Below are 13,808 nucleotides of genomic sequence, written 5' to 3' on the forward strand. Positions count from 1 at the left end.
GAATACTGGGCGCCATACGCGCCCCGGCTCATGGCCTGGGTGAACCTGATCAACGAGGACACACCATGGCCACCAAGGCAAGCTTCCACTGGGACGACCCGCTGCTGCTCAACGAGCAGCTCACCGACGACGAACGCATGGTGCGCGACGCCGCGGCGGCGTATTGCAACGACCGGCTGCGCCCGCGGGTGCTGGAGGCCTTCCGCAACGAGCAGACCGATGCGGGCATCTTCCGCGAGATGGGCGAGCTGGGCCTGCTGGGCCCCACCATCCCGACCGAGTATGGCGGCGCCGGCCTGAACTACGTCTGCTACGGCCTGATCGCCCGCGAGGTGGAGCGCGTGGACTCGGGCTACCGCTCGATGATGAGCGTGCAGTCCTCCCTGGTGATGGTGCCCATCAACGAGTTCGGCAACGAGGCGACCAAGCAGAAGTACCTGCCCAAGCTGGCCACCGGCGAATGGATCGGCTGCTTCGGCCTCACGGAGCCCAACCACGGCTCCGACCCGGGCTCCATGATCACCCGCGCGCGCAAGGTGGACGGGGGCTATGAGCTGACCGGCAGTAAGATGTGGATCACCAACAGCCCCATCGCCGACGTCTTCGTCGTCTGGGCCAAGGACGATGGCGGCCAGATCCGCGGCTTCGTGCTGGAGAAGGGCTGGAAGGGCCTGTCGGCGCCGGCCATCCACGGCAAGGTGGGCCTGCGCGCCTCCATCACCGGCGAGATCGTGCTGGACAAGGTGTTCGTTCCGGAAGAGAACGCCTTCCCCGAGGTGCGCGGCCTCAAGGGCCCGTTCACCTGCCTGAACAGCGCCCGCTACGGCATCGCCTGGGGCGCGCTGGGCGCGGCGGAGGACTGCTGGCACACCGCCCGCCAGTACACGCTGGACCGCAAGCAGTTCGGCAAGCCGCTGGCGGCCAACCAGCTGATCCAGAAGAAGCTGGCCGACATGCAGACCGAAATCACGCTCGGCCTGCAGGGCTGCCTGCGCCTCGGGCGCATGAAGGACGAGGGCACGGCGGCCGTGGAGATCACGTCCATCATGAAGCGCAACTCCTGCGGCAAGAGCCTGGAGATCGCCCGCATGGCGCGCGACATGCTGGGGGGCAACGGCATCTCCGACGAGTTCGGCATCGCCCGCCACCTGGTCAACCTCGAAGTCGTGAACACCTACGAGGGCACGCACGACATCCACGCGCTGATCCTGGGGCGCGCGCAGACGGGCATCGCCGCGTTCTGAAGGCCTGCCCTCGAGGGACCTGGCGGGTGACTTGAGTCAGGGAGGGCAGCGGCGGGCATGCTGGTGGCTCAACGCAAGAGGAGCCACCCTTGACCAACCGCCGCCAAGCCCTGCTTGCCGCTGCCGCGATGCCTGCCGCGGCCGCCGCCCACGCGGCCGACGCGTGGCCGGCACCGGATGAGATCGCCCGCCGCGTCTCGGAGGTCACGGCCGTCGAGAACACCTTTGCCGCACGCATGGCCGCGCGCGACGCCGCCGGCTTCAGGCGGCTCTTGGCGCCGGACGTCATCTTCATCAGCGGCAAGCAGCCCTTGCGCGGGCCGGATGGCGTGATGGCTGTGTGGCAGAAGTTCTTCGAGGGCGCCGCCGCGCCGTTCGCGTGGAAGCCTGAACTCGTCGTCGTGCTGCCGAGCGGAGACCTGGCGCAGAGCAGTGGTCCGGTGACCGACCCCGAAGGCAAGGTGGTGGCGCGCTTCCAGTCCGTCTGGCGGCGCAAGCCGGCCGGCGGTTGGGAGATCGTGTTCGACCAGGGCAGCGACGTCTGCCGCTGAAAGGCCGCCGGCCCCGCTCAGCGCGGCTTGGTCAGCTGGATCTCGAAGAGTTTGGGCCAGAGCTTGCCGGTGACGAACAGGCGCCTGGCCTTGGCGTCGTAGGCAATGCCGTTGAGCACGTCGTCGGCGCCGCTGCGCTGGGGCAGCAGGCCGCTCAGGTCTATCCAGCCGGTCACGTTGCCCGTCTTGGGGTTGATGCGGGCGATGCGATCGGTCTGCCAGACGTTGGCGTAGACCTCTCCTTCCACCCATTCCAGCTCGTTGAGCAGCTCGACGGGCCGCCCGCCGGCCGTCACGCGCACCCGGCGCAGCTCCTTGAAGGTCTGAGGGTCCAGGAAACGCAGCTCGGCCGTGCCGTCGCTCATGATGAGCTCGCGGCCGTCGTGGGTGATGCCCCAGCCTTCGCCGGCATAGCTGAACTTGCGCCAGAGCTTGAAGGTCTTCAGGTCGAGCACGAAGGCGGTCTGCTCCTGCCAGGTGATGCCGATGAGGCGGTCGCCCCACATCGTGATGCCTTCGCCGAAGAACTCGGCCGGCAGCTCCACGGCCTGAACGACGCGGCCGGTCGCCAGCTCCACCCGGCGGATGCTGGAGCGGCCGCGCAGGCCGGTGCTCTCGTACAGGAAGCCGTCGTGGAAGAACAGGCCCTGGGTGAAGGCATTGGGATCGTGCGGGTAGGTGTTGACGACCTTGTAGCCCTGCACGGACGGGGCGGCGGCCAGCAGGGTCGAGGGTGCCAGCGCGAAGCCTGCGCACGCGGCCAGCAGGCCGCGGCGCGAGGAAAGGGGAGTCGGGTGCATGCCGGCAGCGTAAATCAAGCGGCGCCGCGAAGCTGTCAGGCGCCCCCCAGCGACTTGAACAACGCCGCCTGCCTGACCCACTGCGTCAGCCGCAGCCGGATGCGGGTCTGCTCGGCATCGAGCACGGCGCTGCGGGTCTGCAGCCAGTCGGCGCGCGCGATGGCGCCCACCTCGTAGCGCAGCGCGGCCAGGCGCTCGTTCTCGGCGGCTTCCTTCAGCCGGCCGGCATTGGCCTGCAGCTGCTGGGCCGTGCGCTCGGCCTCGATGCGCTGGGCCTCGATGTCGGCCAGCGCCTTGTGCAGCGTGTCGCGCAACGTCAGCGCGGCGGTGTCGAGCTCCGTGCGGGCGCTGTCGCGCTGCAGGTTCAGGCGCTGCCAGTCGATCAGCGGCACGGCGAGGTTGGCGGCGAAGGCTGCCAGCGGCTGTGACAGCCAGTCGCTCGCGCGCGTGCCGCCGGTGCTCAGGGCGGCGGAGAAGCTCAGGCGCGGATAGCGGTCCGCCTCGCTGACGCGCAGCCGGGCCAGCGCGGCGTCCACCCCCAGGCGGGCACGCTGCACATCGGGCCGCTGCGCCAGCACGTCGGCGGGTTCGGCCAGGCGCCAGCGGGGCGGTTCACCGGAGGGCAGGGCGGCTTCGGGCGCGGGGCCGGGCAGCGGTTCGTCCAGCAGCAGCGCCAGCACGTGGCGCTGCAGTCCGGCGTCGGCCGCGAGGTCGGCCAGGCGCGACTCGGCGGCCTGCACATTGACGGCGATCTTGTCCAGCTCGATGGGCAGCAGCTTGCCCTCGCGCACGCGGGCGCGGGTCAGCTCCAGCGTCTCGCGCGTCAGCGCGAGCTGGGCTTGGGCCAGCGGGTGCTGGGCGCGGATGGCGGCCAGCGTCCAGTAGGCCTCGGCCACCTGGCTGCGGATCAGCAATCGCGCCGCAGCGACGTCGGTGCGCGCCGCCTCGGCCTGCGCGCGCTGCACTGCCGTGGTCTGGGCCAGGCGGTCCCACAGGTCCAGCTCGTAGCCGACGCCCAGCGAGGCGCCGTAACTGCGGCTCCAGCCGGTGGACGTGGTCACCGGCACCGTGACGCCGCCGACATCGACGTTGCGCGTCGTGCTTTGCGTCTCGATCGGTCGGCTGGCGTTGGCGGACACGCCGGCGCTGGGTGTCCAGCGCAGCTGGCTCTGCTCGACGAGAAGCTGGGCCTGTTTCCAGCGCTGGGCGGCCAGCGCAATGTCTCGGTTGGCCTGCAGCGCGCGGGCCTGCAGGGCGGCCAGCGTCGGGTCAAGCAGCCCGGCCCAGTCCGGCGTCGCGTCGCCGCCGTCCAGTGCCCAGGCGTTGGGCGCAGGCACTTCCGAAACCTCGGGCGCGCGGGAGGCCGGGCCGTGGGCGCAGCCGGCGAGCAGCACCAGGGCCAGGGTGATCGAGGTCAGTCTCATTGCTTTTTTCACTCCCGAGCCAATGCGTCGACCGGGCTCAGCGCCGCTGCCCGCCGTGCGGGCAGGGTGCCGAACACCAGGCCCACGCCGCTGGATACCGCAAAGGCCACGCCGAGCGCCGTCCAGCTGATGTCCACGTGAAGATGCTGCTGGGCCGCGTTGAGGCCTTGCGCGGCCAGCCAGCTCAGCGCAACGCCGACGAGGCCGCCAAGGCAGCACAGCACGACGGCCTCGATGAGGAACTGCAGCCTCACGTCGCCCTGGCGTGCGCCGACGGCCATGCGGATGCCGATCTCACGGGTGCGCTCGGAGACCGACACCAGCATGATGTTCATGACGCCCACGCCGCCCACCAGCAGCGAGATGGCCGCCACGCCGGCGAACAGCGCCGCCATTGCGCTGGTCACGCTCTGGAACTTGCGGAACTCCTCCTCGCCGTTCCAGGTGCCGAAGTCTTCGCGGCCGTGCAAGGCCTTGAGGCGGTGGATGAGCTGCTCGCGCACCTGCTGGGGCGGCACGGTCAGGTCCAGCAGCACGTCGAAGTTGTCGACGTCGGCGCGCGCGTCCAGCTTGCGGGAGAAGGTGGTGTGCGGCAGGTAGAGCTGGCCCAGCCAGCTGCCGAAGCTGAAGGCGCCGCCCTCGGGTTCCACGACGCCGATGACCGTGAAGGGCAGTGCGGCCGTCGGGGGCGGCGGGGCACCGGGCACGGCCTCGGTCGCGGGGGCCATGCCGGGGTTGACGAAGATCAGCCGGCCCACCGGCGACTCGCCCTTCTTGAACAGCGCGTCGCGCGTCTTCTCGTCGATGACGGCGACCTGGCTGCGCGTCTCGAAATCCATCGCGTTGAAGTAGCGGCCCTGCGCCAGCTTGAGCTTGCGAGCCTTCAGGGTGTTGGCATCGCCCCCGACGGCCTCGAGCATGGCGTCGCGCGACTGGTGGCGCGCGGTCAGCTGCATCTGGCGGTTCAGCGTGATGCCCTTGACGCCGGCCAGCGCACGCAGCGAGTCGATCTCGTTGGGCCTGAAGGGCTGGGCCACGGCGCCGGGCGGCAGGGCAGGGTTGCCGCGCCAGACCGGGATGCGGCCGGAGATCAGGCTGGAGAGATCGGTCTCGATGGAGGCGCGCGCGGCGGTGGTCAGTGCCACGATGCTGACCACAGAGGCGATGCCTATGCTGATGCCCAGCATGGACAGTGCCGTGCGCAGCCGATTGCCCCTGAGCGCGAGCAGCGCCGTGGCGACGGCCTCGCGCCACTGCACCTGGACGCGACGCAGATGGCCGCCTTGCTTCACCGGCGGCGCATCGCTGGGCAGCTCGGTTGGCGGCAGGTGGCCGGCCGGCGTGCCGTTGTCGGCGACCACCTTGCCGTCCTTCAGCTCGATGACCCGGCGCGCATGGGCCGCCACGGCCGCGTCGTGCGTGACGAGGATGATGGTGTGGCCGCGCTCGTTGAGCTCCTTGAGCAGGCGCAGCATCTCGGCACCGGAGGCCGAGTCAAGTGCGCCGGTGGGCTCGTCGGCCAGGATGATCTGGCCGCCGTTCATCAGCGCCCGGGCGATGGACACGCGCTGCTGCTGGCCCCCGGACAGCTCGTTGGGGCGGTGGTGCAGCCGACCGCCCAGGCCCAGGCGGTCGAGCAGCGCCCGCGCGCGCTCGCCGCGCGGGCCCTTGCCGACACCCGAATACACGGCCGGCAGGGCGGCGTTGGCGCGGGCGTCCAGGTGGGGCAGCAGGTGGTAGCGCTGGAAGATGAAGCCGAAGCGCTCGCGGCGCAGCGCGGCGAGCTCGTCGGGGCCCAGCGTGCTGGCGTCCTGTCCGCCGATGAGGAAGCGCCCGCGCGTGGGGTTGTCCAGGCAGCCCAGCACGTTCATCAGCGTGCTCTTGCCCGAACCCGACTGGCCCATGATGGCGACGAACTCGCCGGCCTCGATGCAGAGGCTGACGCCGTCCAGCGCCGGGACGTCGATCTCGCCCAGCTGGTAGTGCCGGGCGACGTCCTTCAGCTCGATGAGAGCCATGGTCAGTTGCTGGCAGCGCTGGTGGGAGCGGAGGCGGCGTCGGCGGCGCTCGGCGGTGCGAGCAGCACCTTCTCGCCGGCCTTCAGGCCGTCGACGATCTGCACCTTGGCGCCGTCCTGCAGGCCTACCTTCACCTGACGCGGCGTCTGCTTGTTGGCGGCGTCCAGCACCGTCACCGTGAAGCGCCCGTCCTTGCCACGCTCGCCCAGGGCCACGATGGGCATGGCCAGCACCTGCTTGGCCGAGCCGGTCTCGATATCCACCTGAACCGTCATGTCGCTGAACAGCGCGCGATCGCGGTTGTCCACCTCGAAGAGCACGTTGTAGAAGACCGCATTGCCGGCGCGCTCCGGCACCGGCTGGATGACGCGCACCTTGCCTTCATAGCGCTTGCCTTCGCCGGACAGCGTCGAGAAGCGCGCCGCCTGTCCCACCTTGATGGCCTGCACGTCGGCCTCGGGCACCTTGGTGCGCACGGTGATGGTGTCGAGGTCGGCCAGCGTCAGGATGACCGGCGTGATCTGCACCGAGATGACCGTCTGGCCGACCTGCACCGGCAGGTTGACGACCGTGCCGTCCATGGGCGCGGTGATGCGGGTGTATGAGAGGTTGACCTTCCTCTTGTCCAGGTCGGCCTGGAGCCGCGCGACGGTGGCGGCCTGGCCACGCAGGTCGGCCTCGATCTTGGCCAGTTCGACCTCGGCCTTCTCCGCCTCGTTGCCGGAGGTGGCCTGGCCGGCCAGCAGGCGCTGCTGGCGCTTGAGTTCACGGCGCGCGGCATCGGCGTCGATGCGCCGGCTGTCCAGCGCCGCGCTGGCCTGGGCCACCGAGGCCTCGGCCTGGGCGACGTCGCTGCGGGCCAGCTCGGGGTCCAGGCTGACGAGAAGCTCGCCCTTCTTGACCTGCTGGCCCAGCTGCACGTGGATGGTCTGGATCTGGCCGCTGACCTGCGCGCCGACGTCGACGCGGGTCTTGGCTTGCAGCACGCCGGCAGCCTGCACGGTCTGGGTGATGTCTGCCAGCGCGACCACGCCGCTGGGCGGCGCCGGTGGCGCAGGGGGCTTGCGGGTGAACCACCAGGTCGCGCCCGCCGCGGCGAGCAGGGCGATGATGACAAGGCGCAGGCGCCAGCGCTTCAGAAACGATGCTTTCATGTCCCTCCCAGAACCCCGAGGTCTTCGCCCCGTCGGTCGGCGTCAACTCGATGGATGGATATCCGGCCTAGCGTAGCAGTCGGATGGTGTCTCGCGGGTCGGATTCACGCATCGTCGTGAGTGAAGTCCGGCTTGGCGAAAGTCATGTGGGGTCAGGCCTTGCGCCTAGCGGCTGTGCGACGTCAGTCGCGCCAGCGGCGAGGCCATGCTGACGCCGGGGGCTGCCGTGGTGGCGCCGCGGCCGGACTTGGCCTCGTCGTCCTCCGGGCCATGTGTCAGTGCCGCGATGCTGTCGGGGTTGCGGCGCATCGCCACACCCACCGCCAGAATGTCGATGACCAGCAGGTGCAGGATGCGGCTGACCATGGGCAGGTGGGTGGCGATGTCCTCGACGTGGTCGACGATCAGCGCGACATCGGCCTTCTTGGCCAGCGGGCTCTGGCTGGCCGTGATGGCCACGACCTTGGCACCGCGCTCCTGGGCCTTCTCGACGACGGACAACAGCTCCGGCAGCCGCCCGCCGCTGCTGACGACGACCGCCACGTCGCCCTCGCGCAGCACGTCGGCGGCGAGCAGCTGCAGGCGCGGGTCGGTGTAGGCGCCGCAGGGCATGCCGAAGCGCAGGAACTTGAACTGCGCGTCCTGGGCGACGACCCCGTAGTGGCCCAGCGCGAAGAACTCGATGCGACTGGCCGACAGCAGCAGGTCGATGGCACGGTCGATGGTGTCGCGGTTCAGGTGGCTGCGCACCTGCAGGATGGCGCTGGCCGTGTTGCCCAGCACCTTGGCACCCAGCTCCAGCATGGAGTCGTTGGTGTTGACCTGCGTGTGCGTGACGGGCACCGTGCCGGTCAGCCCCGACGCCAGGCGCAGCTTGAAGTCCGACAGGCCCTCGCAGCCCAGCGAACGGCAAAAGCGGATCACGGTGGGCTGGCTGACGCCGGCGGCGCGGGCGATCTCGGCGATGGGGTCGTTCAGCACGGAGCGTGGCTGGGCCAGCACGAGGTCGGCCACACGCAGCTCGGCCGGCGACAGCTCACTGCGGGCGCGGCGGATCTGGCCCAGGATGGCCGACCCGGGCGAGGCCTGCAGGTTGCGCAGCTGGTTCTCGAGAATGGCCGATGCGCCCTTGAACGTCGCGTTCTCGGCCGTGATGACGAAGGTCGGGATGGCGGAGACGTAGTCGTGAAAGCGTCCCTTGTCCTCGAAGCGCTTGCGAAACGGGCTGCGGTCGAAGTACTCGCCCAGGCGCGGCACGATGCCGCCACCGATGTAGATGCCACCCAGCGAGCCCAGCGTCACCGCCAGGTTGGCCGCAGCCGTGCCCAGCAGGCCGCAGAAGACCTCCAGCGTTTCCAGGCACAGCGCGTCGCCGTCCTCCAGCGCGCGCTGGGTGATGGCCGGCGCGAGCAGCGGTTCGGCGTCCACGCCGTTGCGCTCGGCCAGTGCGCGGTGGATGAGTTCCAGGCCGGGGCCGGAGATCAGCCGTTCGTAGGAGACATGGTCCAGCGTCTTCCAGGCGAATTTCAAGATGTCCATCTCGCGCTCGTCGCGGGGGCCGAAGTTGACATGGCCGCCCTCGGTGCCCAGCGCGATCCAGCCTTCGCCGGCCGGGATGAGCCCCGATACGCCCAGGCCCGTGCCCGCACCCAGCAGGCCGATGACGCTGGGCCGGCGCGCCTGGCCGGCGCCGACCTGGCGCACGTCCACGTCGGCCAGGCGCGGCAGGGCCATGGCCAGCGCCGTGAAGTCGTTGACGACCACCAGCGTGTCCAGCCCCAGGCGCTGGCGCATCTCGTCGATGGAGAACTGCCAGTGGTAGTTGGTCATGCGCACCCGGTCGCCCTCGACCGGGTTGGCGATGGCAATGGCTGCGTGTGCGATCTGCTGCGCGCCGCCCTCCTGCCAGCTCAGGCCGCCCAGATAGGCGTGCACGGCGGCGTGGAAGTCGGCGTGATCGGCGCAGCGCAGCGAGGCCATCTGCGTGAACTCGCCCGGCCCGATCTCCAGCGCGAAGCGGGCATAGGTGCCGCCGATGTCGGCAAGCAGACGGGGGCTGTCGAAACGGGGCATGGATGCGGCCAGGGGCTGGAAGGAATCGAGCGGCGGATTATTCAGCAGGCTTTCGCGGCGGCTGGCCTGCCGTGGCCTGGGGTGCTTTTGGTGCTGTAGCTGCACTACAGATGACTGGTGGCGTATTTTCCGGCGAGAAGGTTTGATGGTCGAGGCATGAAAGCGCTTGCCTCCCAGGAAAATGAGGGCAGGGCGGATCTGTATTGCCGAAAAAGTGTAGTTTTGCTACCGTCCGCCGCGACCGAAATCTCGCCTTTCCGCCCCGTGTCCTTCCAAGCCCGATTCCCGCAGCTCCCATCCTTCATCTCCGCCGTCCGCGCACCGGGAGCCCGGGCATGAGTGCCGCCTTTCCTTGGCTGGTGGCCGACGTCGGTGGCACGAACGCCCGCTTCGGCACCGTGGCCGGTCCGGGCGCTCAGGTGGAGGATGTGCGGGTGCTGCCCGTGGCGGGCCATGCCGGCCCCGCCGCTGCCGTGCGGGCCTACCTGGCTGGCCAGGCGCCGGGCCTGCCCAGGCCGCGCAGCGCCGCCTTCGCGCTGGCGACGGCGCTGGACGGTGACCACATCGAGCTGACCAACGGCGCCTGGAGCTTCTCCCGCGCAGGCACGCAGGAGGAGCTGGGCCTGCAGACGCTGCTGTGCCTGAACGACTTCGAGGCTCAGGCGCTGTCGCTGCCGCGGCTGCGTGGGCACCAGTTGCGCGCCTGGGGTGCGCCGCCGCCGGCCGTCGGCGACGTTGCCGCAGGCACCGTGATGGCCGTCATCGGCCCGGGTACGGGCCTGGGCGTGGGCGGTGTTGTCCGGGCGCCCGGCCGCTGGCTCGCGCTGCCGGGCGAGGGTGGGCATGCGACGCTGGCCCCGGCCGACGATTTCGAGGGCGCCGTGCTGAGCCAGGCGCGCAACGAGTTCCCGCATGTGTCGGCCGAGCGCTTCCTGTCGGGCATCGGCCTGCCCGTGCTGTGCCGCGCCGTGGCCGCCGTGCTGGGCGAAGGCGAGGATGTCGCCTCCTTGTCCACCGAGCAGATCGTGGCCCGGGGCCTGGCGGGCGAGTCGCCGGCCTGCGTTCGCACGCTCGACGTCTTCTGCGCCATGCTGGGCGGCTTCGCCGGCAACGTCGCACTGACGCTGGGCGCGCGCGGCGGCGTCTTCATCGGCGGCGGCATCGTGCCGCGCCTGGGCGAGCGCTTCTTCCAGTCGGAGTTCCGCCGCCGCTTCGAGGCCAAGGGCCGCTTCCAGTCCTTCCTTGCGGGCATCCCAACGGCCCTCATCACCGACACGCTCGCCGCACTGTCCGGCGCCGCGCTGGCGCTGGAGCAGGCCGAGGCCTGACCGGGCGCGGGCGTCCGCCCGCACCCGCTTTCCCCCTGATTTCTTGCATCGCTGCCGATGGCGGCGGGTGCGCTGCTGCCTGCCTTCGGCAGCCCTTGGGCACTCATTTGCAAAGAATGTAGTTGAGCTACAAGTTTTGTATTTTTGAGGATTGATAGCGGCGGGCGATTGAACTGTTTTCTGGATAAGTCATGGTTAACCCTGGGTATTTGCCTGAAAACTGGTCGTTTTTGTGCGATTCCTAGGGTTTGCGCAGGGTGGGTCTCAAATCTAGTTTTGATACAAACATGCCTGAGACGTTGGGTTCTAGCCAACGGGACATGCGTCAACCAGGCGCATGGGCCGCAGGGCAGGCCGTTATCCAGACGAAACACAGGAGACAGACATGACCATGACCCAGGACAGGCGCGCGGCCGCGCGCGACTCGTTCCGCATCAGCCCGGTAGCCCTTGGCTGCACGCTGCTCATCGCCGCTTCGGGCGCGGTGGCACAGCAGCCGGCTCAGCAACTCGAGACCGTGACCGTCACCGGTATCCGCAAGGGCATCGAGGATGCGATCTCGGTCAAGAAGAACAACGACTCCATCGTCGAGGCGATCTCCGCCGAGGACATCGGCAAGTTGCCCGATGCCAGCGTCGCGGAGTCGGTGTCGCGCCTGCCGGGCGTGGCCATCCAGCTGAGCCCGGTCACGGGACGCGCCCAGCAGGTCAGCGTGCGCGGCATGTCGCCCGACTTCAACGGCGGCCTGCTCAACGGGCGCGAGCAGGCGTCGACCGGTACGGGCCGGGGCGTCGAGTTCGACCAGTACCCGGCCGAGCTGCTGGGTGGCATCCTGATCTACAAGACACCGGACGCCTCGCTGGTGGGGCAGGGTCTGTCGTCGACCATCGACCTGCAGATGGTCCGCCCGCTCAACTTCGCGCGCCGCACGATGGCCGTGAACTACCGCAAGGAGCACAACACCAAGGCCGAGAACCTGCCGGGCTTCGGCACGGGCAGTGGCGACCGGGCGGCGTTCTCCTACGTGGACCAGTTCGCCGATCGCACCTTCGGCGTCGCCCTGGGCGTGACCAAGCACAAGTCCAACGGCGGCGGGCGCCCCAACTTCAACACCTGGGGCGGCTGGGTGGCCGACGTGCCTTACAACGGGGGCACGGTCAAGACGCCGGGCGGCTTCACGACGGATATCGAGACCACCGACTTTGACCGCAAGGGTGCGATGGCGGTGCTGCAGTTCCGCCCGAACAAGGACTTCGAGTCCGTCGCCGACATCTTCTATTCCAAGGGCAATTTCTCGGTCAAGAAGCGTGGCCTCGAGGGTCCGCTGGGCGGGCTGTCCGCCGGCGCCAACGACCAGGGCGGCACGCTGATCAATGCAACGGTCTCCAACGGCATCGCCACCTCGGGCACGTTCACGAACTGGAAGGGCGTGATCCGCAACCACAACGAGGACTACACCGATGAGCTGAAGTCCATCGGCTGGAACAACCGCCTGAGCGCAGGCGCCTGGATCCTGAAGGCCGACCTGTCGTACTCGGGCGTGGACAAGCATTCAGTGCGCTACGAGACGACGGCCGGCCTGCCGGGCAACACCATCAACAACGCCGACACCATCAGCTTCTCCGGCTTTGACGGCACCAACCTGGCCGACGTCAAGTACACCAGCGGCCTGAACTACTCCGATCCCAAGCTGATCAAGCTGACCGACGTGCAGGGATGGGCCGGCGCCAACGGCGTGCAAGACGGCTTCTATGCCAACCCCATCACCAAGGACAAGATCAAGGCGATCCGCCTGTCCGGCAAGACCGACCTGTCCTGGGGGCCGGTGGCGGCAGTGGACATCGGCGGCAACTTCACCCGTCGTACCAAGGACCGCAAGGACACCGAGGGCGCGCTGGCCGTCAAGGGTGCGCTGAACGCCGACGGGACGCTCAAGGACCGCCTGGCCTATGCCGAGATCCCGAATGCCACGGTCGGCGTGGGCGGCCTGACCGGCATCCCGACACTCAACTGGAACCCGGCCGGCTCGCTGGGCACCGTCTATGACCTGATCCCCTGGACCGTGCTGGACATCGCCAGCAAGAGCTGGGGCGTCGAGGAGAAGGTGGCCACGGCCTACGTCAAGGGCGACATCGACGGCAAGATCGGCGGCCTGGACGTGCGCGGCAACATTGGCCTGCAGGTGCAGCGCACGCAGCAGACCTCCACGGGCTTCCGCGTCGACCAGGCAACCTGTGTGGATGCGACCAAGAGCTGCACCTATGTGCCCATGTCGGACAGCCACAGCTTCAACGACTTCCTGCCCAACCTGAACCTCGCTGCCCAGCTGAGCAATGACAGCGTGCTGCGCTTCGGCCTGGGGCGTGTGCTGGCCCGACCGAACATGGAGGACATGAAGACGTCGATCGAGATGACGCTCAAGACCGACATCAGCCCCCAGCGCCTGAACGGCACCGGTGGCAATCCGAAGCTAGAGCCCTTCCGCGCCGATGCTCTGGACCTGTCCTATGAGAAGTACTTCGGCAACAAGGGCTATGTCAGCGTCGCCGGCTTCTACAAGAACCTGAAGACCTACATCCTGAACGTCGGCCAGCCGTTCGACTTCAAGCCCTATGTGACGCCTGGCACCACGCTGCCGCCCAGCGGCAGCACGGTGGGCGTGTTCACCCAGCCGGTCAACGGTTCGGGCGGCTCGATCCGCGGTGTGGAACTGGCGGTGAACGTGCCGCTGTCGCTGGCCGCGAAATGGCTGGACGGCTTCGGCGTGATGGTGAACTACTCCAACACGAGCAGCTCGGTGGCGTTGCCGGCGTCGGCCTTCTCGACGCAGAACGTCAACACCGTCAACATCCCGCTGCCGGGCCTGTCCAAGCAGGTCGTCAACCTGCGCGCCTACTACGAGGCCAACGGTTTCCAGATCGCCATCGCCGCGCGCAAGCGCTCAGACTTCCTGGGCTCGATCAACGACTACCAGGACCGCAACCAGTTGGTCTACATCAAGGGTTCAACCGGCGTCGACTTCCAGACGTCCTACGAGTTCGGCAGCGGCATGTTCAAGGGCCTGTCCATCCTGGCACAGGGCAGCAACATGACCAACCCGTGGTTCTCGTACTACGACGCGGTCAATGGCCAGACCACCGACCGCAAGAAGTTCGGCAAGTCCTATCTGCTGGGCCTGAGCTACAAGCTCTGAGGCTGAGCTGACCTCCGGGGCCT

Annotated in this window: 9 protein-coding genes; 4 read left to right on the forward strand and 5 right to left on the reverse strand. The window is 68.9% G+C overall.

The window, feature by feature from the left end; genetic code table 11:
- Nucleotides 1–65 precede the first annotated feature (65 nt).
- Together QM732_RS08045 and QM732_RS08050 are read left to right on the forward strand one after the other, a co-directional pair.
- Nucleotides 66–1,244, forward strand: coding sequence for an acyl-CoA dehydrogenase (locus QM732_RS08045; protein ID WP_415655648.1), 1,179 nt, complete (start codon nucleotides 66–68; stop codon nucleotides 1,242–1,244).
- A gap of 89 nt (nucleotides 1,245–1,333) precedes the next feature.
- On the forward strand, nucleotides 1,334–1,795 hold the full coding sequence (locus QM732_RS08050) for a YybH family protein (protein ID WP_415655649.1): 462 nt from the start codon (nucleotides 1,334–1,336) through the stop codon (nucleotides 1,793–1,795).
- 17 nt (nucleotides 1,796–1,812) lie between these two features.
- On the opposite strand, the gene QM732_RS08055 is transcribed toward QM732_RS08050, so the two are convergent.
- The 5 genes from QM732_RS08055 to QM732_RS08075 all read right to left on the reverse strand — a co-directional run bounded on the left by QM732_RS08055 (nucleotide 1,813) and on the right by QM732_RS08075 (nucleotide 9,264).
- Nucleotides 1,813–2,595, reverse strand: coding sequence for a glutaminyl-peptide cyclotransferase (locus tag QM732_RS08055; protein WP_415655650.1), 783 nt, complete (start codon nucleotides 2,593–2,595; stop codon nucleotides 1,813–1,815).
- Between the two features lie 35 nt (nucleotides 2,596–2,630).
- Nucleotides 2,631–4,019, reverse strand: coding sequence for a TolC family protein (locus QM732_RS08060; RefSeq protein ID WP_415655651.1), 1,389 nt, complete (start codon nucleotides 4,017–4,019; stop codon nucleotides 2,631–2,633).
- A gap of 8 nt (nucleotides 4,020–4,027) precedes the next feature.
- Nucleotides 4,028–6,037 carry an ABC transporter permease gene (locus QM732_RS08065; protein WP_415655652.1) on the reverse strand — a complete coding sequence of 670 codons (2,010 nt, stop codon included), beginning with the start codon at nucleotides 6,035–6,037 and terminating at the stop codon, nucleotides 4,028–4,030.
- 2 nt (nucleotides 6,038–6,039) lie between these two features.
- A complete protein-coding gene (locus tag QM732_RS08070) occupies nucleotides 6,040–7,191 on the reverse strand; it encodes an efflux RND transporter periplasmic adaptor subunit (RefSeq protein WP_415655653.1) in 1,152 nt (383 codons plus the stop codon).
- A gap of 165 nt (nucleotides 7,192–7,356) precedes the next feature.
- Nucleotides 7,357–9,264, reverse strand: coding sequence for a glucokinase (locus QM732_RS08075; RefSeq protein WP_415655654.1), 1,908 nt, complete (start codon nucleotides 9,262–9,264; stop codon nucleotides 7,357–7,359).
- Nucleotides 9,265–9,599: 335 nt separating this feature from the next.
- Here QM732_RS08075 and glk point away from each other — a divergent pair, with 335 nt between their 5' ends.
- Both glk and QM732_RS08085 read left to right on the forward strand, forming a co-directional pair.
- Nucleotides 9,600–10,592 carry a glucokinase gene (gene glk / locus QM732_RS08080; RefSeq protein WP_415655655.1) on the forward strand — a complete coding sequence of 331 codons (993 nt, stop codon included), beginning with the start codon at nucleotides 9,600–9,602 and terminating at the stop codon, nucleotides 10,590–10,592.
- Nucleotides 10,593–10,977: 385 nt separating this feature from the next.
- Nucleotides 10,978–13,785, forward strand: coding sequence for a TonB-dependent receptor (locus QM732_RS08085; protein ID WP_415655656.1), 2,808 nt, complete (start codon nucleotides 10,978–10,980; stop codon nucleotides 13,783–13,785).
- Nucleotides 13,786–13,808: the final 23 nt, after the last annotated feature.

This window comes from Roseateles sp. (assembly GCF_047654805.1).
Classification (GTDB): Bacteria; Pseudomonadota; Gammaproteobacteria; order Burkholderiales; family Burkholderiaceae_C; genus Pelomonas.

Bases quoted from the DNA above. Each gene is read 5' to 3' on its own strand.
- QM732_RS08045 (WP_415655648.1), top strand. From the start codon at position 66: ATGGCCACCAAGGCAAGCTTCCACTGGGACGACCCGCTGCTGCTCAAC.
- QM732_RS08055 (WP_415655650.1), bottom strand. From the start codon at position 2,595: ATGCACCCGACTCCCCTTTCCTCGCGCCGCGGCCTGCTGGCCGCGTGC.
- QM732_RS08060 (WP_415655651.1), bottom strand. From the start codon at position 4,019: ATGAGACTGACCTCGATCACCCTGGCCCTGGTGCTGCTCGCCGGCTGC.
- QM732_RS08065 (WP_415655652.1), bottom strand. From the start codon at position 6,037: ATGGCTCTCATCGAGCTGAAGGACGTCGCCCGGCACTACCAGCTGGGC.
- QM732_RS08070 (WP_415655653.1), bottom strand. From the start codon at position 7,191: ATGAAAGCATCGTTTCTGAAGCGCTGGCGCCTGCGCCTTGTCATCATC.
- QM732_RS08075 (WP_415655654.1), bottom strand. From the start codon at position 9,264: ATGCCCCGTTTCGACAGCCCCCGTCTGCTTGCCGACATCGGCGGCACC.
- glk (WP_415655655.1), top strand. From the start codon at position 9,600: ATGAGTGCCGCCTTTCCTTGGCTGGTGGCCGACGTCGGTGGCACGAAC.
- QM732_RS08085 (WP_415655656.1), top strand. From the start codon at position 10,978: ATGACCATGACCCAGGACAGGCGCGCGGCCGCGCGCGACTCGTTCCGC.